The following is a 21,155-nucleotide window of genomic DNA, read 5'->3' as shown; positions in this document are numbered from 1 at the left end:
TGTTTTGCGCTCACCATATCAAATTTCTGGTTCATAGACTAAACCTATCCGCCTAAACTCACAAAAAACAGCATAAAAAAGGGCACTGCAAGACTGAGCAAGAATCCACTAACAATCGCGACAGGTACACAACGGATCCCACCGCTTGCTTGGATCACTGGTAAAGTAAAGTCCATCGCGGTCGCACCAGCGTATCCGATTGCAGTGGCTGGTTTTCGGATCATAAAAAATGGAATCAGTACTAGCGCCACCAGCTCTCGGCCAAGTTCTATGATAAAAGATGCACCCCCATAAACCGGACCTAAGTGGTCCGTCATTAAAATACCTGCCAGTGAATACCATCCAAACCCTGATGACAATGCGAGCGCCTGATACGCAGGAATATCTAAAACAACGCTACAGACTATTCCGCCAATCCAAGAACTCAATGCCACAGTAACAGCGATTAAGATTCCGTTTCGGTTAACAAATATTTGCTTCAAGCTCATTCCACTGTTACCCAGTTCGATACCAATCAGAAACAGCAAGAGCATCAATATGACTTCATTAAGACTGTCTAGCCAAGTTATCGGGTGCTGAATGGCGAGCCCAAGCAAGAATCCAGCCCCTACTACGAGGATCAACTTAAGCGACTCTAATGCCATTTTCCCCAATGGTAATTGCTTGAGCTGTGCTTGCGTGACGATATCAATATGACGATTTAAAAAATGCAACGCAACCAAATTACTTACTGACAAAACGGCAAAGAATATGAATGAGAACTGGCCGATTTGCGCTAGGTTTTGCGCAAGGTTATCTAGTTGCGCAATCGACAATCCCATTAACGCCAAAATAAGATAAATGATGCGTTGAGTGGCTTTTGATACTACCGGTATTGAATGTCTTGGTACAGGAACAAAAAAACCGATAAAAAGAGGCAGAAAAATGAGCAACATGCTCCAGAACATGTGAAATCCTTGTAGTAAAACGTCCATCAAAAGAGTGAGTGCAGCTTGAAGCGACACATTAACGCTGAACATTGATGATCGCAAGAGGAGTTAGAGTCTGGTTTTCACACAACTTTTTGAAAATTGGGAGAGGGCGCGACTTTGTTTTGCAACGTTTTACAACTCAATTAAGAAAATGGCTACTTACCTCTCAACTTCATACTCTTACTAAGCGAATCGTTTTCGGTGAGTTAGGTTTAACCTTTTGGAAAGTAGGAGACGGTATGCAAAGTCAATTGGACAATTATCTATGCCATTGTTTGGCGCAGCGATCGATAAAGTTTAAAGCAATGTTTGGTGGCATCGGGCTGTTCTATCATCGAGCAATGTTTGTATTGATTGATCAACACAGAGTCTATTTGCGAGGTGGTGGGGCGCTAAACGCAACCTTTGAGCGTTACTTTTGTAAGCGTTTTATGCAGGTTAAAAAAACGGTGTGTGTGACGGTCGACTATTACGATGTAACAGACATTTTTAAGAAAGATAGGGCGTTATTTGTGCTTTTAGAGTCACTGTCTAAACATCAATCTCGAATCGACAAAGTGGGTGTTAAGCACAGAGAGAAACGCATACGTGACTTGCCCAATATGCGACTTACCTTAGAAAGAATGATCACGAAATCAGGTGTCAGTGATCTTGAATCTTTTAGAGCGTTAGGTGCAGTAGAAGTGTTCCGCAGAGTTGAGGCGCAATATGGTCAACAAGTCAACGACACTCTTTTATTTAAATTTGCTGGTGCGCTTCAAGGTGTCCACTGGCAGTTGTTGTCCGATGAATACAAGCAGCAGTTGAGCGCCTCGCTGTCACGCAGAAATGAAAAAAGCCGCGTTTAATAACGCGGCTGATCATTAATAAGTTATCTATGCTTAAAAGTTGAAGCGAGTAGTAAGCATGAATTGGTTGTCATAGATATCGTTGATCATACCTTGGAAACCGATAGAGAATAACTCAGTAGCATGGAAGCGGCCGTAAACGCTACCAATGACATCTTCTTTTTCGAAGATAGATAAGTAACCAACGTAACCACCAACCTCAAACTGTGGACCAAGCCATTGACGCACACCTAAGTTGATTTCCATACCGGTATCGGTGGTGTGAGTTTCAGTAGCTGCAACACGAAGTGCCATTAAGCCAGTAAGATCCGCCCAGTTATTAATTGGAGCGTGAAAGCCAAGACCAACTTTAGAGTTAAAGTCATCGTCTAGCTTAGAGTCGATAGACGCTAAAAAATGAGCGTTGGGGTGGATAGACTTACTTATACCAGCACCGAATGTCAGTGGTGCCATACCGATACGAGTATCGAAGTAGTCGTAATTGAAGTTGCTCATGGTCGTAGGCATTTCAGCAGCGTATGCAGAAGTACCAAACATTGTGCCAATGGTTAAAGTTGCGATAAGAATTTTGCGCATAATTTGTATAACCCGTTTTCGTTATATCCTTGGCTGATGGTCCATTTTTACCTTCGCCAGCTTTATCCCTGCACTATAAAGGAAACTTGCCTTTGGTACTACCATTTTTAACGCCACATTGACGGTAAAACGGTGACTTTCTGTCCATAGTATTTAAAGGCTTACAGACTCGATTAGGTTGAAGGAGATGATTTTTAAGGTGTAATTTGGGACGGGTTTGCTTACACTAATGCCAATTATTTTCTGTGAAGTAAGCGAAAGTTAATGAAATCTCTTAAGTTTTATGGCGCTGTTGGTGGTGGAATTGCACTATTAGGTTGTTGGCCACTCGCGGTAGGGCAAATAGCCCACACGGCCTTTGACGATTTGGTGACTTCCATAGATAACAGTAATGTTTCGATTGAACTAATTGATTATCAAAGAGGCTATTTTTCATCAGAAGCAACCACTAAAGTGGCTGTAGAAGCCGAAGTGGCGAAACAGCAACTTCAAGATTTGGGGTTACCTACAGAATTTTTACTCTCTCACGATATTGTACATGGACTCATCTCTGTTACCTCTGATTCCACTATTCAAAACTGGGATAGCGATGCACTCGTCATTGAGTCCAAGACGTTGTTAAATGGCGCGACCGATATTCACTTAGCGTATTCAAATGCGTTTAGTGTGGTACTGGAAGACAGTGCAGTACTGACTGTCCCATCGTGGCAGGTGACGGGGAGTGTTGAACCCAATCATACCATTCAATATGCAATTGCGACGCCTTCAATTAGTATGCAGGACGATTTCGGTGCAATGTTAGAGTTTGCTGACGTTGATGTAACAGCCAGCGGCGTATTTGAAAACCAAATTTGGCTTGGAAAGCAACAGTTTACGGTTGGCAGCGTGACCTTCAATGAACCAGAGTCTGGGCTCAGTGCACAGGTTAGCGGGATTAACTACGACTTTTCGACCTCTTTCGACGACCAAACCAATACATATGGTACGGCATACAAACTCGATGTCGAACAGTTGAAGAATATGGATTTTGAAGCAAACAATATTGTTGTCGCCATGAACGCTGGTGGTTTTGATTCAATCGCGGTGAACAGGCTTGCTGAACTATCTAGTGGTAACGCATTAACCGACCAACAAACCGCTGAAATGTTCGACACTCTTGTCTCGCTACTCGCAAATGGACTATCTCTGGAACAAGAGCTGTTTAGCTTTGAACTTGGTGGTGGCAGTGTAAGCTCCACTTGGCAGTTAAATTGGCCAGAGCAAGCATCGAGCACAGACATCTACGAAATGCTTATCGCGGTTGATGGTGTCTTTAGTGCATATATCACCAAACCGTTAGTCGAGTCATTCCCTATGCTTGAGCAAGTTATTGATGAGCTGATGATCATGGAGATAATGACCGATGATGGACAAGGGTATCAGCTGCAAGGCGTGATTAAAGATGGCAATGTGATGTTTGAAAACGGTCAACAAATCCCGCTACTTATGCTCGCGATGGCCGTTTTAAGTAATGCCTAAATAGCGTCAGTGGATAAATTCAAACAGATTCACAAAGTGAGGTGATTTCGCCTCACTTTTTTCTTTTTTATAGTTTGGAAAAATGCTATTTATGGTGAATAAGTTTGCAATTTAATGAGTAGAGAGGTCATGGAAGAGATTTATAACTTTAGTGCAGGCCCTGCAGCACTACCAAAAGCGGTTATGCAACAAGCGCAAAGCGAGTTTATTGATTGGCAAGGATTAGGGACATCAGTAATGGAGATCAGTCACCGCAGTGCTGAATTCATTAAAGTCGCTGAGGACGCTGAGCGTGACCTACGTGAGCTATTGTCGGTTCCTGACAACTATAAAGTTTTATTTTGCCAAGGCGGAGCACGGGCCCAATTTGCAGCGGTTCCTCTAAACCTTCTTGGCGATAAGAAGAAAGCACTTTATGTAGACGCTGGGTATTGGGCTCAAAGCGCCATTGCAGAGGCAAAGAAGTATTGTGAACCTGTAGTATTGGATGCCAAAGAGTTGGTGGATGGAAAAGTCGCGATTACTCCTGCGGATCAATGGCAATCAACCAACGAGTTCGCCTATTTGCATTTTTGTCCAAATGAGACGATTGATGGGATAGAAATTAACGACCTTCCTGTCACAGATCTTCCAATTGTCGCCGATATGTCTTCTACCATTTTGTCACGACGCATTGATGTATCGAAGTACGGTGTTATATACGCGGGTGCACAGAAAAATATTGGACCTTCTGGGCTTACTTTGGTGATCGTGCGCAATGACTTGTTAGACCGTGGTGACGTAAAAACACCGTCTGTCTTAAGCTATAAAACCCTTGCCGAAAAGGACTCTATGTTCAATACGCCACCGACTTTTGCGTGGTACTTGTCTGGCCTTGTGTTCAAATGGCTAAAGCAATTGGGCGGGCTGGAAGTGATGGAAGCGCTAAATATTGAAAAAGCGGCACTTCTTTACGACGCAATTGATGCATCTGAGTTTTACGTAAACAATGTTGCGAGCGACAACCGATCTAAAATGAACGTTCCGTTCCAGTTGGCAAAACCTGAGCTCGATGGATTGTTTCTTGAGCAAGCTACTGCGAAAGGTCTTGTGTCACTCAAAGGGCATCGAGCCGTCGGTGGTATGCGCGCTTCTATTTACAATGCTATGACTATTGAGGGTGTTAAAGCGCTGGTTGATTTTATGCACCAATTTGAACAACAACATGCGTAACGTGCAATAAACAGTGAAAAAGGTGCTCATAGAGCACCTTTTTTTGATTTATGCTGCGGTCCAAGTCTAGCTAAACCTGCAGATAAACAAGCATGATCGCCGTAATAAATAACGTTATAGGTATCGGTTCTTCAAATGGTCTTGGAAGAACTGCGCGTTTAACGTACTTCCGGTTGCTTGTTTAACCAATTCGTCCGTCGTTAAGGTACTTCCTTTGTTCCAAATATTTGTATCTAGCCAGTTGAAAATTGGTGATAGGTCACCGCTTCGGATAATCTCATCAACGTCCATTTTCTGCTTAATTGTTGCCATGAATTGAGCCGCGTACATAGCACCTAACGTGTAGCTTGGAAAGTAGCCAAAACTTCCATCTGTCCAGTGTATGTCTTGCATGCAGCCATTTTTAAAGTTGCCGTTGGTAGACAGACCTAGGTACTGCTGCATTTTTAGATCCCAAAGCTCAGGAACGTCTGTGTGTTTGATATCACCGTTGATGAGATCTTTTTCTATTTCATAGCGCAAGATGACGTGAGCGGGGTAGGTCGCCTCGTCAGCATCAACTCGAATGTAACCTTTTTCAACTTGTGTATAGACGTTACGTAAGTTATCGACGTCAAATAAGTTACTAGGGTGCTGTGTGAAGTGCTTCTTCGCCAAAGTACTTAGGTGTGGGATAAAGTTGGCGCTTCTTCCTAGTTGCATTTCAAAGAACAACGATTGTGATTCATGTATGCCCATTGAGCGAGCTTCAGCGACTGGAAGCCCGAGCAAGTCACGAGGTAAACTCTGCTCGTAACGTGCATGGCCGGTCTCGTGTACGATCCCCATAAGCGATTGGGTGAAGTCGTTTTGATCGTAGCGAGTCGTGAGTCGCAAATCTTCCGCAACTCCTCCACAAAAAGGGTGCATACTAACGTCGAGTCGGCCGCGTTCAAAATCGAACTGCAGTAGCTTCATAACGTCCACACCCAACGCTTTTTGCTGTTCGATAGCAAATGGCTTGTCACTGACTCTCAACGTTGGTCGCGCTTGTTGATGTTCGATGATTTGATTGATGAGTTGAGGTAACCACTGTTTGGTATCGCCGAATAGCGTATCCAGTTGTGCGCTGTTTATACCTGGCTCATAAATATCCAGCATTGCGTCATAGGCGGAAAGCCCTTGAGATTGGCCTCGAATTTGTGCTTCTTCTTGAGACAGCGCAACAACACTTTGCCAGTTTTTTTCGAATCCCACCCAGTCGTTTTCACCACGTTGAGTACGCCACGCATGTTCACACTTAGAGCCAGCTATTGCTTTTGCTTGAACCAGCTTGGCAGGCAATACGGTAGCTTGGCGCCATTCACGTTTCATTTCACGCAGCGACGAAGTTTCGAGGCTGGACAGTGGCTCTGATTCAGCGGAGGAAAACCAGTCTTCTAATTGTGGCTCGGTGGTCATGTTATGAATATGGACAGAGAGCTCAGCGAGTGCTTGTGAACGTGCTTGATTTCCACCACTAGGCATCATGGTTGCCTGATCCCAACCGGCAATGGCCGAGAGGTGTTTAAAGTGATAAATCTTCTGAAAGTGAGCTTTTAGTTTCGAGTAGCTAGACATGTCTATTCCTTTGTCTTAATAACCTGCCTATTCCACAGTAGAAATCGCTAATTAGCAAACAAAAAAAAGGCACTGAACTAATTCAGTGCCTTGATAGAGTTAGATATTTGAAGGACTACTACTTTCTGCGCTTACGTGAAGCCAAGCCTAAGCCCATTAGTCCAAGCCCGAACATCGCCATAGTTTCTGGCTCTGATACAGGAATTGGCATACCGAACGTTGTGACGACATCTTCAGAAATGTTAATACCGGCCAAGGCAAAGTCATCGCCCCAGAAAAGCAGTGAATCCGCTACGCCGCTTAAACCCCAATTTTCATCGATGGTGTAAAAACCACCTCTGGTCCTTTCTTCTGTAAAAATACAGTCAGATGGGGTTTCGGTACCGTTTAAAACAAGGGAGAAGTATGCAGAGTCGTCTTGTACGTTACACTCTGTAGCAGGGAACAAGTCCAACAAAAAAATGGAATCGACGTTTACGCTGGCAAGCTCTTTATTGGCATCTAAAAATGACACCTTAAGCAATTCATTATTGCTTACTTCATCATCTATTGTGCTATTTAGACGTTTCACCCCGACGCCGTCGATATTACACTTCAAAGGCCCGCCTGAGCGACAGTAGTCAGTGTTGGTGCCACCATCGTAATCTTCAAAAGTCGACAGGTATAGATCGTTATAACTTAAGTTAAAAGCTTCTAGTTGAACGAAAAAGGTAATGTCACCTTCTGTGAACTCTTTTGTGTATGATTGTTCATTGTTTGCCAACGACCAATCACTGGTGGTGAAATCGATAAGGTAGGCGTTAGCACTAAACCCGGCACAGGCCAATGTCAGTCCCAATAACGTTTTACTCAATCGCGATTGTGTCATGTTCTTCCTCCTAAAGAATCCATTTACAATGCTCATTCTATGTTTGTAGTAATTTGGGACTGACCGCTTTTGAAGTGGACTCATCCGAAATTGCTAAATCATGTGTAGCACTTTGCGTGCCACTATATAACTCATTGTTTTTAAAGGTTTTTCTGAAACTACAACTTTCGATCTGTAAAGTTTTTCGACACTCACTAAGGTGGGTGGTTTAAGATGAAGAACGATAGAGTTAATTATCTATTTAGCTCTAAAACTATTTGTGCAAATAGGAAAAGATTGCAGTCCAGACGATGTAGTTCATATTTATCTAAAGTCATCAAGTGGGTAAATTGGTTAAGCGCTGTTTAGGTTGAACCCTCGATCGTTCGTCGGTTGTGGAAAATTGTATCAAACGGTTATTTTTGTCGGTGTCTATCGGTATAGTAGGACGTGAAACTAGAATTGGGATAAATGCGGTATTTATGGAACTGGATCTTGGGCTGTTTATTGCTTTGGTGCTGCTTACACTCGCACCGGGTGCAGATACAGCGTTGGTATTGAAGCAGGCGTTTCGTCACGGTATTGGGGCTGCGTTGTACGTGAGCCTAGGGATTTGTAGTGGCTTGTTTATACATGCATTGCTTGTTGGCATAGGTGTTAGTGCAGTTATCATGAAATCCGATATTGCATTTTTGGCTTTAAAAATAGCTGGTGCGAGCTATTTAGTGTATCTGGGCACTAAAAGCATTTACACCGCTGTAAAGTATTCCGACAACTCAGAGAATGTGTCTGACGATATTACGGCCCAATCTTACAAACCGAGTCGAGCGATTGCTGAGGGCTTTTTGTCAAACGTGCTTAACCCAAAAACGTTGGCGTTTTATCTGGCTTTCTTACCTCAATTTATTGATGTACAAGGCCCAGTATTGAATCAAGCAATGTCTATTGCTGCGCTGCACTTTGTTATTGCATTTATTTGGCAAGGTTTTATCGCTTGGATAAGTGTCAAAAGTGTTTCTGCGTCCCCCTTTAGCTCTGTCGGGCGCTGGATAGAGTTCGGGTGCGGTATTTGTTTAGTCTTTATTGGTGTGTCAATTTTTATGCCTTTTGGTAGCGTTTAGGGGTGGAATAACAATTGGAAACGTATTCGGGCTCGTCAACTCCCTGCAATTGATTTAAGTATCGTGTCACGGCAAATAGAAAGTTTACCAGCATGTTAGTAAATCTTGGCAGTGTTTGTGGTACCTCAATATTGGCTTTGTCGATGAGCACCAGTTGGCGAGTGACTTTTTTACTTAAACTTCGGCATTGATGTAGAAGCGCTGATGGCCCAACTCCTCGAGGTAAAACGAATCGTTTCTTGTCGTCAGTTACTTTCGATTTAAAGAAATGATAGTAATGCTTTAGCTGCGCAATATCTTGCCCATCTATAGCGCACCGCCCTCTAATCGAGCCATTTAGATCAAAAATTTTCGGTTGTAGCCAACTAAGCGCTTCGTTAACCTGCTGCTGTTCAATTTGCGATAGGGCCAAACCAATATAGGTGCAAAGTTCATCCGTTAGAATCTCAAAATCACACAACGGCGAGTCTTCAAAAATGTAGGGATAACACATTTCATCAATGTCTTTGGTGAAAGTTAGTGTCATTTGAAACTCCTAAAATTTGTGTGAAAAGAAAAACTTAATTGACAGCTTGAGTTTTACTGATGGACAATGCCCAAACTTCGGAATGCAGTGAAACTCTGCAGCGGACGCGCCACTGTAAAGGATACTTCCTGAGCCAGACACGAAGCCCTAAAATTGTACGCGACTTACAAGGACCAGTATGCACTCTATTTTCTCATATTTAACGACCACAACACGTAATATTTTATTGATTTTGTTAGCGTTAGTATTTTCTTCTAGCACTTTTGCTGATGAAGACTTATACCCATTGACGGTAACCGATGATCTTGGCAATACACTGGTAATCGCTGCGCCGCCAACAAAAATTAGCTCTAAAATGTTGTTTACGGATGAGCTTCTCATCGAACTCGTTGAGACTGAACGATTGTCTAGCTTGACCCAGTTGTCCAGCGATCCAACGTTTTCAAATATCGCAGACACATTGCCTAGCGGCGTAAATTTATTGGATATGAATGTTGAGCAAGTGATTGCTCATCAGCCTGATTTGGTCTTTGCTGCAAATTGGACCGATGCAGGAAAAGTCAAGCAACTCCGTGATGCTGGCATTGCAGTTTATCTAATTCAAACGCCATTCACCCTGGAAGAGATCCAGCAAAAAATACTCACTGTTGGTCAGATTGTGGGTGCCTCAAATAAAGCGATGGCATTGGTCGACAGAATGAATGAACAATTGCGTGATAACTTAATTGAGCCAGAAAAGCGGGTGACAGCGATTGACTACAACTCTTGGGGCGCATCGAGTACTAAGAACTCGACCTGGCATAGCGTATTAACTGAGGCGAAGGTAACCAATTTAGTGGCTGAGTTTGAGGGTGACCAATATGGGCAAGCTAAAATGTCTAAGGAACTGGTGGTAAAATTAAATCCTCAAATGATGTTTATTCCTGGTTGGATCTATGGCGATGCTGAAGCGGCAGAAAAGTTTGAGAACCAAGTTCGCAATGATCCTGCGTTTTCTTATGTAGATGCGGTAAAAACCAATAAAGTCGTTTCAGTGCCAGAGCGCCTTCGTGGCACGTACAGTCACTATATTGTTGATACGATTCTGTATATTAATCGTGCCGCTTACGGATCGGATCATAATGATAAATGAGTACCGATAGCACCCCTATGACGGCAACCGTTCTTAAAGGTCACACAGTTCCTATATGCCTTGCAGTTTCGGCTATTGCCTTTATCACTGTATGCTTGTGTCTAGGGACTATTTGGATTGCACCATCACAGTTATTAGGTGCACTTTGGACTTCTATTACACATGGAGGTGACGCAAGCAGAGATCTCTATCCACTGGTTCACAGTATTGTATTGCACATCCGATTGCCAAGAGTACTTGCGGCCATTTTGGCTGGTGGAGCATTAGCCGTTGCAGGGGCAATGTCGCAGGGATTATTTAGAAATGAGTTAGCCAGTCCAGATATTTTGGGTGTTTCTGCTGGAAGTAGCTTTGCCGCGGTTGTGAGTATCTTAACCGGTCTGTCGTTAGTGCATCCGTTAATGACGCCCATTTTTTCTATGGGAGGGGCATTGTCCGTCAGCGTGCTAATTTACACCATCGCACGCTCTGTAGGACAAAATGGCTCTTTGTATTTGATATTGTGTGGGTTGGCACTAAGCAGTTTGCTGGGTGGACTCACAATGGGGCTGCTGTTATTTGCAAAAGAGTATCAGCTGAGTCAGTTTGTATTTTGGACAATGGGGGGGCTTGACGGGCGCGTATGGGAGCAAGTTCTGTGGCCTGCGTTACCACTTCTGTTGTTGGTTGCCGTCTCAATAAGGCAAGCTAAGGTGCTTGATGTCTTAGGCTTAGGGGATTTGGCGGCCCATGGTGTAGGGTTAAATGTCCAGCATTCCAAAGCACGTATATTGTTGTTGGTTACTTTGCTGACGGCATTATCCATCTCAATAGCAGGCCCAATAGCGTTTATTGGGCTGATGATACCCCATATTTTGCGCCTAATTATTGGTCCTTCTCATCGCCGACTTATCATCTACTCCTTTGTTATCGGTGCGCTGTTTTTACTGTTTGCGGACTTAGTTGGGCGATGGGCGATTGCACCTTACGAAATCAAAGCAGGAATCATCGCTTCTGTGCTAGGTAGTAGCTATTTATTGTACTTAATCGTAAGAATACAGCGCAAAGGTGTCAGCTTATGAGTGTTTTGTCTATTGAGGAGCTGACAGTGAGCGCAGGTCGGTCGAGATCGACTCAAGCTAACGTACTTTCAAATATCTCATTCAATGTTCAAAAAGGTGAAATTGTCGGTGTGGTTGGTCCCAATGGTGCAGGTAAAACGACGTTATTGAACTCGATTGCAGGGATTCAAGCGATTCGCTCGGGTCGAATTCAGATTTGTGGCAAAAAAATTGGCAGTTTAAGTGCCTTAGAACGAGCAAAACGTGTCAGTTACTTACCGCAGCACTGTAATGTCCCATTTCCATATAAAGTGAAAGATGTGTTGAAGTTGGCGTTTTATGGCGACCATTCTTTATCTAAATATCAACAGCAACAAAAAGTGAATCATGCATTGGAGACGCTTGAGATCGATGGATTGTTGAATCGAAACATAAACGAGTTATCTGGTGGTGAGCAGCAACTGGTTCATTTGGCACGTACCATCGCGCAAAATTGTACAATAATGTTACTAGATGAACCGACTTCCAGTCTGGACCTAAGCCATGAGAGTCGCCTGTTTACCTTGCTTAAGCAACTAAAAAAGCACGATTACTCTACGCTTTTGGCGATCCATGATCTAAACACAGCAGCGAGGTTGTGTGATAAGATAGCACTGATTTCAAGAGGTAAACTTTGTGGGTTTGGTTCACCTAGTTCGGTATTTACAGTCGAAAATTTACGACGCATATACGGCAATCGGGTAGACGTGCATATTGATTCGTTAGGCCAGTTACGTATTGAGGCCCAGATCCGTTAATTCCGTTATTTATTGGAGGATGAAGTATGACCAGACTCATTACTATTGCTGTGTTAGTTTCACTCGTGGTTCTCTTGATCCGCTACCGCACCAATGAAAAAGTACAAAAAGGTGTTGTGCTTTCTGTGGTTGGGGTAGGCGTTTTTTACGTAATTTCTGTTTTTATTATGGAGCTTTTAAGGTAGTAAATGAATAAATACGATGACAGCCCAGAAGAAGTGGTTGAGGTTATTGAGCAAAAAGATGCTCGAGCAAGACTATTCATTGGTGTTGCCGCTCTCGCTGGGCTTTTGTTAGGTGCATTGTTAGGAACGATCTATGCTCAGAACAAGTGGCAAGCCGTCATTCATCACTATCAGGAACAATCTGCCCACCTTAATAATGAGTACCAGTTGCTTATCGAATCGGTAAAAACTGAGAAACAAGAAGCTCAACGCTCGCTAGACGCGTACAAAGTACAAGTTGCCGAACAGGCGGAAAGAGAGTCTGCTGAACACGTCAGTGAATTGTCTAAACAATCACTGCAACTAGAACAAGTGAATGAAGGACTGCAAAATGACTTGGCGACTCTTAAGCAACAGTTCGTCACTAAACAACAACAGTTTGAAGAAATACAGCGCAAGCTCGATTTACAAACAACTCTATTTGATCGTGCTCGCGAGTTGTTTAAAAAAGAAGAGCAACTTAAGCAGTTATTAGAGGATCTTTTAGCCCAACAGATGCAGCTTTCACCGCAAGCAGAAAAGCTCAATAAAGAGTGTAACTTATATTTGGAAGGCAAGAGTTGGGAAACGCGTTCAGACGTGTGTGAACGACATGATGACATCAATGCACAAATGGGACGGAACGAGCAGATGATCGCTATTCATCAATTGGATCTTAAAGAGATTGAAGCTCTTACCGAAGAGCTTGGCTTATAGCTCTATTGTTTTGATAATCGTCGCAAAGTCGAAATAATCTTAGTTTCTGCGACGTAACGGTTTCTATTGTGTAGATAGTGGCACAAGTGTTCAAAGTGTCGTATCGTAGAATGCAGCAAGTGACTTGACTTTTGGATACGCTAAAAAGCAAACAAGGATAGGGTTTGGACACTCAATTATTGCTTTCTTCCACGGAAATTAAACCTGCAACTCGCAAACACTTATTGCAGTTACGCGGCATGATGAGAGCGTTACACGAAGAACATCATCTGCGTGACCCTGATTTGTTTAAAGAGCCTGATGATGTCGAAAAAAGTAAAGATATAGCAGCGTATTTGGATGATCCTAATTGTTTGGTCTATGTGGTCATCGACAAACAACAGTCTAAACGGTCTTGTGTTGCATTTATTAGTGGCCACTTTTGCGAGCTTATCTCTACAGTATCAAAGCCAATAATGATGGGCAGCGTCGACGAACTGTATGTTAAACCTGAATGGCGACATAAAGGGTTGGGCAGGGCGCTAATGGATCACCTTAATCATGTTTTAAAACAATATGGTGCATCTCAGGTTTTTGTTGAAGTGTGGCACTCCAATAAAGATGCGGTCAAAATGTATCAAGAATGTGGTTTTTCTCATCACATTCACTGGCTGCGAAAGGCGTTATGATGGCTCGCCTGGCCATGTTATTCGTTTCCTTAGTAGTCTTATTGATGTCGTTCAACACGTATTCGTCGACTCTAGAAGGGGTCCGACCAAATGGTGCGGTCTGCGTTATTAAAATCGACGACAAACTGTTGGTCACCTCAGAAATAATCACCGGAAAGCTCTCACTCCCTGGAGGGCGACTAGATTCAGATGAATCTCCAGAGCAAGCGGCACTGAGAGAGCTGTATGAAGAAGCCGGGATCAAAGCAACAGTGACACGTTTACTGTTGTTTAGTGATAAATATTCATTTATTTACGAATGTCTTCCTCTAGAGCCCGTCGTGGCATTTAATACCTTAAACCGGTTTGGCGGGAATATTGTTCCAATCCATGCTGCCAATCATTATGGTGTAGAAACGAAATCAGCGATGTTGTTACCAATAGACAAGTTGATTGAGAGAGAATACCGTTATCCGAGACGTGTAAAAAGTATCAACACAGCCTTTCCTTCGCTCGTGAATGCCCCAGCTCTCTATGTTGATGAAGTCATAGAAGAAAGTCGTTTCTGGCAACACTGGAGCTTAAAACTATATTCTACGATCATCAGTGACACGACTATCTATCGTTTCGTTTTGCCTATAGCCAAATTAATAGAGGTCTTTGTTTCACCGTTAACCTTTTTACTGCTATTGCCTTGGATATACTGGCGTTATGGAAGACCATTCGCACTCGAAGTTATGTTTGTGGTATCCGCCACATCCATATTCTGCACAATAATACAATATTTAGTGGCGCAGCCATTACCGCTAGCTTACGTACCTAGTTGGGGAAGTTCGCACTTTTATGGATTTAGTTTTCCAAACGCCCAAGTCGCTAGCCTGATCGCCGTTGCTGTATTGTTTAAACACAGAATGCAATGGCAACGAAAAACAGCTTTGTTTATTTTGCTTACAGTGCTGTCCGGGTCTGAGTTACTACTAGGCAAATCATTTTTGGTCGATATCTTAGTGGGTGCAATGATTGGTTACGGGTTCGGGTCAGTGTTTGTTTCGCTAGAAGAGCGTAAAGGTCTCAATTTGCAGCGCTATATATCATCATGGCAGTCATGGCTGGCGATGTTGTTAATATGTGCTGGTGGATTATGGCTCTGGCAAGTACCGGTATTAGTCGATAGCTTTGTCATGGTGACGACAATGGCGTTGTTGGTTCGCATTAGACTGGTTGCCGATGATGTAAGTGGTTTGTCATTAAGTGAAGTCATAAAAATCTCGACGGCACTTGCCATGGTATTTGTGTGCTTACACATATTAAAAGCGACCATTGCCAGTGAAAGCCTATTTTCGTTAATCTATGACTCGCTGTTTTATCCCAGTCTATTTGTTGTGCTGGTAGTGATGCTTCCAAAACGACGCCGACTTTCTGAACAAAAGAATAATTATGAGTAAACAAACTAGCAAATCCACCGCGGTGGTCGTATTTAGTGGTGGACAAGATTCAACAACTTGTCTTATTCAAGCTTTAAAACGCTATGAAAGCGTGCATGCTTTAACTTTCGATTATGGGCAACGACACAGACTTGAAATAGACATTGCGCAACAGCTTGCCCAACAGCTGGGTGTTACTGCACACAAAGTCATGGATGTTACGCTTCTTAACGAACTTGCGGTGAGCGCACTAACTCGTGATGACATTGAAGTGTCAAACGAGGTAGACAGTAGTGGATTACCCAATACCTTTGTGCCAGGACGTAACATTCTTTTCCTAACGCTAGCCGGCATTTACGCTTATCAGGTTGGGGCCTCGACAGTGATAACGGGTGTCTGCGAGACGGACTTTTCAGGGTATCCAGACTGTCGAAATGATTTTGTCCAAGCTATGCAAATTGCTCTAGAAAAAGGTATGGATAGGCCACTTACGCTTGAAACACCACTTATGTGGTTAGACAAAGCACAGACCTGGGCATTAGCTGATGAACTTGGCGCGTTAGAATTAATAAGGGACAAAACGCTGACTTGCTATAATGGTGTGATTGGATCTGGGTGTGGAGAATGCCCCGCCTGCCATTTGAGGCAAAATGGCTTGCAGCAATACTTAGACGGTCAAGCAAACTAAAATCAAAGCACGCTATATAGCGTGCTTTGATGAATCAATAGGGTTGTAGTAAAGAGTTTTATTTCTCGCGAGTAGTAAAAATATGCCACTCTTTAACTACGTCGCCCTTAAAGCCTACAACAGTAGCCACAACTTTTCTGTCGAGCGCTTGGTCAACTTTACCATCATGCTCGGCTTGAGAATCGCCAAACCCCATAATGGTTAGCCGCTTGGCATCGACACCTTTCGCAACCATCATCTTTTGAACCGCTTTTGCTCTTTCTTGCGATAGCCACATGTTATGTTCGTGGTTGCCGGGTTTACTTGCAAAGCCTTGCAGTTCTATTTCCGTTTCTGGGTACTCAGCTAAGAAAGTCACCATCTCATTAATTTGTGAAACGAATATTGCGGGTACGTCAGTTGAGTCATTTTCAAACAATACTTTAAGCAGCTTCTTTTCATCAATTTGATAAAATGATTCACAACCATCGTTGCTAATAGTTGCGCCACCCGGTGTTGTAGTGCAGGTATCTCGTTCATTAATAACGCCGTCGTTATCTTCGTCGCGAAGATCTGCACTTTGTTCTGCAATAGGGTATTCAGTTTCAACGCCTGAAGAAATGCACCCGACTAATAGTAGTGGGATTAAGCAGACGACTAAATAGGATTTCATTGGACTAATTTACCTCGTTGTTCCACGCTTCTGGTGTATCGACTAATAATGAGGGTAATAAAACACCCGATGCATTTAGTACTCTAAATTTTGCGTAAAGCTCGGCGTATTGAGCCGTTACATACTCTTTGCGAGCTTCGAATAATTCGTTTTCTGTATTGAGAAGATCAAGCAGCGTTCGCTTACCTATCTTGTATTGTTTTTCATACGCAATAACGGTATTTGACGCGGCATCCACATGATCAATTAAAAACTCTCGCTGCTGAAGCGTGAGATCAAGCGCGTTCCACGAGAGGCGTAAACCTTCTTCTACTTGACGAAAAGCTCGATCGCGAAAGTCTTTCGATTTGCTCAACTGGTAAGCGGTGCGTTCAATATTGTCACTATCTTTGCCACCATTATAAAGGTTGTATCTCATGCGAAGCATTGCTGAGGTTTCATTGACATCACCTTCAACGCCGCCGGCATCTTGCTCCCAAGAGTGGGCCGCTTCAATAGTGAACGTTGGCAAGTTAACGCTTTGAGATTGTTTATATTGATATTGCGCAGCGTCCACATCGGCCTGAGCTATTTTTAGAACGGGGTGATTTTTTTTCGCGTCTTCAAAGGCGAGCTCTACTGACAGCGGTATTTTATTTTCATCGACATGGGGCTTAACCAGACCAATTGGCATGGAGCCGACGATTCGCCGGTAAGAAACATGACTATCGTACAAGTTGTTTTGAGCAGCCAGTAAGTTACTGTGCGCTTTCGCAAGACGAGCTTCTACCTGAGAAAGATCCGCTGTAGAGCCAATACCAGATTGAGTTCGTTTTAAAATGTCGGAGTAGATTTTACGATGGACCTTTAGGTTGCTTTCTGACAATAGCAACACTTCTTCGGCGCTTAACGCGTCCAAATACAGTTTACTCACTTCTAGTGCGATGTTCTCGGCATCAGCGAACAATTGATAGCGCATTGAATTAGCTTCAGCTGCTGTTCTATCTATATCATTAATTGTCGCCGAACCATCCCATAACAATTGAGTCAGTCTAATTGCGGCGTCTTTACGGGTTAAGTCCGAATCACCACTTTGGTCGGCGCGAATTCGCTCGTAACCAATACCCGCTTCAAGGTCAACCGAGGGTAAATAGGCACCTCGGCTTGAATCGTAGCTTTTAACGAATGACATATATTCGTTATACGAGCTACGAACTAGTGGGTTTGTTGCCAATGTTGCAGAGATCGCTTGTTCCAGCGATTCAGCCATTACTGGCTGGCTCACCAATACACTCAGCGCAATTGTGCAAATGGAAATCCTTTTCAAAACAGGTACCTCAGATACTACCGCTATCAGACGAAATTTTACGGTATGGTGTCATCATTTAAGTAAATACACTAGATCGTTTTTCATTAAATAGTACTAAAACATCATTATGTCTCACAACTAATACTATTAGTATGACGTACGCCAAAAATGTGGAGTTGGCAACATTTTAGTGTTAGGTTTACCCTGAGCGAAAACTTAATCCTCTCAATTTGATTACACTTGTAACAATATTGAGACTAAACACTGTAAGTGGATGTAAATCATGGAAGAACAAGCGATTAATCTTGACATTTTTCGATCTGGGAACAAGATAATTATCGACGCAAATGGTAACTCTAAAGTAGTACCAATAGAGTATGAACTGCAACCGGGAGAGGTGGTAGTTCAAGTTGGTGATTCACCAATATCTGTTGACGATCTCACCTTAGAAAACCTAAGTGTTAGCTTCTTCAAGGTAGAAAATGATGAGGTAGCTCGAGAGGTTAAGCTTGATGATGATATTGCAGCCATTTTTGAAGCTTTAGAGGAAGGCCAAGATCCGACACTTTTAGGTGAAGAGTTTGAGACCGCCGCAGGCGAGTCGACAGCGGGCTCATCATTGTCTACGTCAGGAACGATTGCTCGTGATAATGCCGAAGTTATTGCTGCAACAGTGTTTAATACAGATGGATTAACGCCTGCTCAGCAAAAAGAAGTCCTTAGTGTATTTGAGTATATTGTAACCAACGAATCTACGGTAGACCCATTGCCTCAGGTTACAATTTCTATAGATCTTAACGATCCAGCCGAAGTTAGAGTATTTGGTCAGTCTGAAAATGCAGAGACGATTACGGTTGTCATTGGTGGCGAAGAACACCTTGTAACACCAAATCCAGACGGCAGTTGGGAGCTACTGTTACCACCGCTGGATCTTGCCGACGGTGAGTATGTTGCAGAAGCAACAGCAGAGTCACCATCCGGAAAAGAGGCGACCGCGGATACATCCTTTATCCTAGATATGGCTAAACCGGTTGTTAGTATCGATCCTCCTTCTGATACCTCAGATACTACGCCAACCTTTACTGGCGGCTCAGATAACACAGATGGCCCGCTCACCGTCATTGTTAATGATAAAGAATACGAAGTGATTCCCGATGACAATGGTGATTGGGAGCTAACGTTACCACCAGAAGACGCGTTGGAAGACGGTGATTATGACATCGTGGTTGTTGGTAAAGACAATCAGGGTAACAGTGCAGAAGACGAATCCGACTTAACAATAGACACCACTGCGCCAAGCGCACCAGTCGTTACTATTGTTGAAGACCTGAATAATGACGGGCAAATCCCAGCTGATGAGATTGATGGCCAGATTAATGTCATCGTTGATATCAGTGGTACAGGCGCCACTATTGGTGACACTGTAACAATAAATGGAACTGATTATGAGGTCACTCAAGATGTGCTAGATCTCGGCACTATAGAACTTGAGATTGCGGTTCCTCAAAGAGGCGAAACTGTCACAGTTGAAGCCGTTATAAAAGACAAAGTTGGCAACGTATCTGAACCTGGCCAAGATAGCGCCGAGTTAGTAAATACTGGGCCCGTGGCTGAAGACGATGTTGTTACTACGGATGAAGACACAGCCGTAACTATCGATGTATTAGCAAACGATTCTGACATTGATAACGATGACATTACAATTATTGATGCCACTGTACCAGCATCTCAAGGCACGATCGAGATCGTCAATAATCAACTTATTTTTACACCAGCGCCCGACTTTAACGGTGATGCATCAATTAGCTACACAATTTCAGATGGACAAGGTGGAACAGATACAGCGCAAGTTGTGGTTGAGGTTGCGCCTGTAGACGATGCACCGATAATTTCTGATGATTTAGGCTCTACGACTGAAGGTGACGTCACCCCGGTCACTGGCGAGCTCACTGCAACAGACGTTGATAATCCAGACTTACTGTTCGTAGCAAATGCCGTCAATGACGCATACGGCGATTTTACCATTGACTCAAATGGGCAGTGGTCATTTGTATTATCTGACAATTCAACCGTCAATGCGCTTGCCGACGGAGAGGTTGTAGAGCGCGAGTTTGAAGTAACTCTAACTGATGGCTCTGTTACTACAGTCACTATTACCATTACAGGTACAGATGATGCTCCAGTGATTTCTACAGGAGAGGGTGCTGTTACCGAAGGGGATTCGATTCCTGTAGTTGGAACATTAATAGGTACCGATGCAGACAACCCAGAACTATCTTTTGTTGAAAGTACCGTTGCAGATAGTTACGGCGATTTCACTGTGGATGCTGACGGAAACTGGACGTTTACGTTGGCAAATAGCGCGACTGTTGCAGCATTGGCAGAAGGTGAATCCACCGTAAGAGATTTTGTTGTAACTTTATCCGACGGAAGCTCGACTACTGTAACCATCACCATCACTGGTACAGATGATCTTCCTGTTGTTTCAATAGGTACAGGAGCTACGACTGAAGGAGACTCAACGCCAGTTGTAGGAACTCTCACCGCTACTGACGCCGACAATACAGATTTGGCGTTCGAGGCAGACTCTGTAACCGATCTTTACGGAGATTTTACCGTTGACGTAGATGGTAACTGGACATTTACTCTGGCAGACAATGAGACGGTCAATGCGCTAGCAGAAGGTCAAGTCGTCGACAGAGTATTTACTGTAGATCTTTCTGATGGAAGTACTACTACAGTCACTATTTCTATTACTGGTACTGATGATGATCCGGTGATTTCGGCGGATACCGACGCGGTAATCGAGGGCGATCTGACTCCAGTCAGCGGTACGTTGACGGCGACGGATGCAGACAATCCAGACCTAGAATTTGCACCAAATACTATTACCGATGCGTACGGTGAGTTTACTGTTGACGCGGAGGGCAATTGGACGTTCACACTGGCCGATAACGCCACAGTGGACGCGCTGACAGCCGGTCAGAAAGAAGTGCGCGAGTTTACCGTGACGCTGTCCGATGGCAGTAACACCACCGTCACCATTACCATCACCGGTACCGATGACGCGCCAGTGATTTCTGCGGATACCGACGCGGTAACCGAAGGCGATGTGACGCCTGTCAGCGGTACGTTGACGGCCACGGATGCAGACAATCCAGATTTGGCGTTTAACTCAAACACCATTAGCGATGCGTACGGTGAGTTCACCGTTGATGCGGAGGGCAATTGGACGTTCACACTGGCGGATAACGCCACAGTGGACGCGCTGACAGCCGGTCAGAAAGAAGTGCGCGAGTTTACCGTGACGCTGTCCGATGGCAGTGACACCACCGTCACCATTACCATT

The 21,155-nt window shown here is 43.7% G+C and carries 20 protein-coding genes and 1 riboswitch; of the genes, 13 read left to right on the top strand and 7 right to left on the bottom strand.

Annotated elements, in window-relative coordinates:
• Positions 1–44: 44 nt before the first annotated feature.
• The gene (locus tag ST37_RS08800; protein WP_084885551.1) at positions 45–947 is read right to left on the bottom strand and encodes a lysine exporter LysO family protein; all 903 of its coding nucleotides are present in this window, start codon (positions 945–947) and stop codon (positions 45–47) included.
• Positions 948–1,210: 263 nt separating this feature from the next.
• Here ST37_RS08800 and ST37_RS08795 point away from each other — a divergent pair, with 263 nt between their 5' ends.
• Positions 1,211–1,819: a TfoX/Sxy family DNA transformation protein gene (locus ST37_RS08795; RefSeq protein ID WP_172400961.1), complete on the top strand. Its 609-nt coding sequence runs from the start codon at positions 1,211–1,213 to the stop codon at positions 1,817–1,819.
• Between the two features lie 33 nt (positions 1,820–1,852).
• On the opposite strand, the gene ST37_RS08790 is transcribed toward ST37_RS08795, so the two are convergent.
• On the bottom strand, positions 1,853–2,395 hold the full coding sequence (locus tag ST37_RS08790) for a hypothetical protein (RefSeq protein WP_084885548.1): 543 nt from the start codon (positions 2,393–2,395) through the stop codon (positions 1,853–1,855).
• Between the two features lie 264 nt (positions 2,396–2,659).
• Between ST37_RS08790 and ST37_RS08785 the strand changes: the two genes are divergently transcribed.
• Both ST37_RS08785 and serC read left to right on the top strand, forming a co-directional pair.
• Positions 2,660–3,913 carry a DUF945 family protein gene (locus tag ST37_RS08785; RefSeq protein WP_084885546.1) on the top strand — a complete coding sequence of 418 codons (1,254 nt, stop codon included), beginning with the start codon at positions 2,660–2,662 and terminating at the stop codon, positions 3,911–3,913.
• A 129-nt stretch (positions 3,914–4,042) separates the two neighbouring features.
• The gene (gene serC / locus ST37_RS08780) at positions 4,043–5,125 is read left to right on the top strand and encodes a 3-phosphoserine/phosphohydroxythreonine transaminase (RefSeq protein ID WP_084885544.1); all 1,083 of its coding nucleotides are present in this window, start codon (positions 4,043–4,045) and stop codon (positions 5,123–5,125) included.
• Positions 5,126–5,239: 114 nt separating this feature from the next.
• Here serC and ST37_RS08775 read toward each other — a convergent pair whose 3' ends face one another.
• Positions 5,240–6,724 (bottom strand): carboxypeptidase M32, encoded by a 1,485-nt coding sequence (locus ST37_RS08775; protein WP_084885542.1) that lies wholly within the window; start codon positions 6,722–6,724, stop codon positions 5,240–5,242.
• Between the two features lie 118 nt (positions 6,725–6,842).
• Positions 6,843–7,592 carry a PEP-CTERM sorting domain-containing protein gene (locus ST37_RS08770; protein WP_172400960.1) on the bottom strand — a complete coding sequence of 250 codons (750 nt, stop codon included), beginning with the start codon at positions 7,590–7,592 and terminating at the stop codon, positions 6,843–6,845.
• Positions 7,593–8,053: 461 nt separating this feature from the next.
• Between ST37_RS08770 and ST37_RS08765 the strand changes: the two genes are divergently transcribed.
• The gene (locus tag ST37_RS08765; RefSeq protein WP_084885540.1) at positions 8,054–8,692 is read left to right on the top strand and encodes a LysE family translocator; all 639 of its coding nucleotides are present in this window, start codon (positions 8,054–8,056) and stop codon (positions 8,690–8,692) included.
• Here ST37_RS08765 and ST37_RS08760 read toward each other — a convergent pair.
• Entirely contained in the window at positions 8,670–9,218 is a 549-nt protein-coding gene (locus ST37_RS08760; RefSeq protein ID WP_084885538.1) for a cobalamin adenosyltransferase, read from the bottom strand. The two genes, ST37_RS08765 and ST37_RS08760, sit on opposite strands and share 23 nt — an antisense overlap.
• A gap of 31 nt (positions 9,219–9,249) precedes the next feature.
• Positions 9,250–9,383, top strand: a riboswitch (cobalamin riboswitch).
• A 13-nt stretch (positions 9,384–9,396) separates the two neighbouring features.
• Between ST37_RS08760 and ST37_RS08755 the strand changes: the two genes are divergently transcribed.
• From ST37_RS08755 to queC, 8 genes are all read left to right on the top strand, one after another.
• The gene (locus ST37_RS08755; RefSeq protein WP_084885537.1) at positions 9,397–10,350 is read left to right on the top strand and encodes an ABC transporter substrate-binding protein; all 954 of its coding nucleotides are present in this window, start codon (positions 9,397–9,399) and stop codon (positions 10,348–10,350) included.
• A complete protein-coding gene (locus tag ST37_RS08750; protein ID WP_242426266.1) occupies positions 10,347–11,411 on the top strand; it encodes an iron ABC transporter permease in 1,065 nt (354 codons plus the stop codon). Before ST37_RS08755 ends, ST37_RS08750 begins: the two co-directional genes overlap by 4 nt.
• Positions 11,408–12,187, top strand: a complete 780-nt coding sequence (locus ST37_RS08745) for an ABC transporter ATP-binding protein (RefSeq protein ID WP_084885535.1) — start codon at positions 11,408–11,410, stop codon at positions 12,185–12,187. Before ST37_RS08750 ends, ST37_RS08745 begins: the two co-directional genes overlap by 4 nt.
• Positions 12,188–12,213: 26 nt before the next feature.
• Positions 12,214–12,372: a hypothetical protein gene (locus ST37_RS19980; RefSeq protein ID WP_172400959.1), complete on the top strand. Its 159-nt coding sequence runs from the start codon at positions 12,214–12,216 to the stop codon at positions 12,370–12,372.
• A gap of 3 nt (positions 12,373–12,375) precedes the next feature.
• Complete coding sequence (locus ST37_RS08740; protein WP_084885533.1) at positions 12,376–13,107, top strand: hypothetical protein; 732 nt, start codon at positions 12,376–12,378, stop codon at positions 13,105–13,107.
• 239 nt (positions 13,108–13,346) lie between these two features.
• Positions 13,347–13,775, top strand: a complete 429-nt coding sequence (locus tag ST37_RS08735) for a GNAT family N-acetyltransferase (protein WP_084886615.1) — start codon at positions 13,347–13,349, stop codon at positions 13,773–13,775.
• A 44-nt stretch (positions 13,776–13,819) separates the two neighbouring features.
• Complete coding sequence (locus ST37_RS08730) at positions 13,820–15,199, top strand: NUDIX domain-containing protein (protein WP_172400958.1); 1,380 nt, start codon at positions 13,820–13,822, stop codon at positions 15,197–15,199.
• Positions 15,192–15,866: a 7-cyano-7-deazaguanine synthase QueC gene (gene queC / locus ST37_RS08725; protein WP_084885530.1), complete on the top strand. Its 675-nt coding sequence runs from the start codon at positions 15,192–15,194 to the stop codon at positions 15,864–15,866. Before ST37_RS08730 ends, queC begins: the two co-directional genes overlap by 8 nt.
• Positions 15,867–15,924: 58 nt before the next feature.
• Here queC and ST37_RS08720 read toward each other — a convergent pair whose 3' ends face one another.
• Both ST37_RS08720 and ST37_RS08715 read right to left on the bottom strand, forming a co-directional pair.
• Entirely contained in the window at positions 15,925–16,518 is a 594-nt protein-coding gene (locus tag ST37_RS08720) for an OmpA family protein (protein ID WP_084885529.1), read from the bottom strand.
• A 4-nt stretch (positions 16,519–16,522) separates the two neighbouring features.
• Positions 16,523–17,767: a TolC family outer membrane protein gene (locus tag ST37_RS08715; RefSeq protein WP_084886613.1), complete on the bottom strand. Its 1,245-nt coding sequence runs from the start codon at positions 17,765–17,767 to the stop codon at positions 16,523–16,525.
• Between the two features lie 322 nt (positions 17,768–18,089).
• On the opposite strand from ST37_RS08715, the gene ST37_RS08710 reads away from it, so the two are divergent.
• Positions 18,090–21,155, top strand: a 3,066-nt coding sequence (locus tag ST37_RS08710; RefSeq protein WP_197687461.1) for a VCBS domain-containing protein, incomplete at its 3' end; no start/stop codon positions are given.

This window comes from Vibrio sp. qd031 (assembly GCF_002100145.1).
Taxonomy (GTDB): domain Bacteria; phylum Pseudomonadota; class Gammaproteobacteria; order Enterobacterales; family Vibrionaceae; genus Vibrio.
The sequence above is the reverse complement of the archived record's forward strand: the minus strand, read 5'-3'. Positions and strand labels throughout refer to the sequence as shown.

Coding starts and splice junctions, on each gene's coding strand:
- ST37_RS08800 (WP_084885551.1), bottom strand. CDS start 947: ATGTTCTGGAGCATGTTGCTCATTTTTCTGCCTCTTTTTATCGGTTTT.
- ST37_RS08795 (WP_172400961.1), top strand. CDS start 1,211: ATGCAAAGTCAATTGGACAATTATCTATGCCATTGTTTGGCGCAGCGA.
- ST37_RS08790 (WP_084885548.1), bottom strand. CDS start 2,395: ATGCGCAAAATTCTTATCGCAACTTTAACCATTGGCACAATGTTTGGT.
- ST37_RS08785 (WP_084885546.1), top strand. CDS start 2,660: ATGAAATCTCTTAAGTTTTATGGCGCTGTTGGTGGTGGAATTGCACTA.
- serC (WP_084885544.1), top strand. CDS start 4,043: ATGGAAGAGATTTATAACTTTAGTGCAGGCCCTGCAGCACTACCAAAA.
- ST37_RS08775 (WP_084885542.1), bottom strand. CDS start 6,724: ATGTCTAGCTACTCGAAACTAAAAGCTCACTTTCAGAAGATTTATCAC.
- ST37_RS08770 (WP_172400960.1), bottom strand. CDS start 7,592: ATGACACAATCGCGATTGAGTAAAACGTTATTGGGACTGACATTGGCC.
- ST37_RS08765 (WP_084885540.1), top strand. CDS start 8,054: ATGGAACTGGATCTTGGGCTGTTTATTGCTTTGGTGCTGCTTACACTC.
- ST37_RS08760 (WP_084885538.1), bottom strand. CDS start 9,218: ATGACACTAACTTTCACCAAAGACATTGATGAAATGTGTTATCCCTAC.
- ST37_RS08755 (WP_084885537.1), top strand. CDS start 9,397: ATGCACTCTATTTTCTCATATTTAACGACCACAACACGTAATATTTTA.
- ST37_RS08750 (WP_242426266.1), top strand. CDS start 10,347: ATGAGTACCGATAGCACCCCTATGACGGCAACCGTTCTTAAAGGTCAC.
- ST37_RS08745 (WP_084885535.1), top strand. CDS start 11,408: ATGAGTGTTTTGTCTATTGAGGAGCTGACAGTGAGCGCAGGTCGGTCG.
- ST37_RS19980 (WP_172400959.1), top strand. CDS start 12,214: ATGACCAGACTCATTACTATTGCTGTGTTAGTTTCACTCGTGGTTCTC.
- ST37_RS08740 (WP_084885533.1), top strand. CDS start 12,376: ATGAATAAATACGATGACAGCCCAGAAGAAGTGGTTGAGGTTATTGAG.
- ST37_RS08735 (WP_084886615.1), top strand. CDS start 13,347: ATGATGAGAGCGTTACACGAAGAACATCATCTGCGTGACCCTGATTTG.
- ST37_RS08730 (WP_172400958.1), top strand. CDS start 13,820: ATGTCGTTCAACACGTATTCGTCGACTCTAGAAGGGGTCCGACCAAAT.
- queC (WP_084885530.1), top strand. CDS start 15,192: ATGAGTAAACAAACTAGCAAATCCACCGCGGTGGTCGTATTTAGTGGT.
- ST37_RS08720 (WP_084885529.1), bottom strand. CDS start 16,518: ATGAAATCCTATTTAGTCGTCTGCTTAATCCCACTACTATTAGTCGGG.
- ST37_RS08715 (WP_084886613.1), bottom strand. CDS start 17,767: ATGGCTGAATCGCTGGAACAAGCGATCTCTGCAACATTGGCAACAAAC.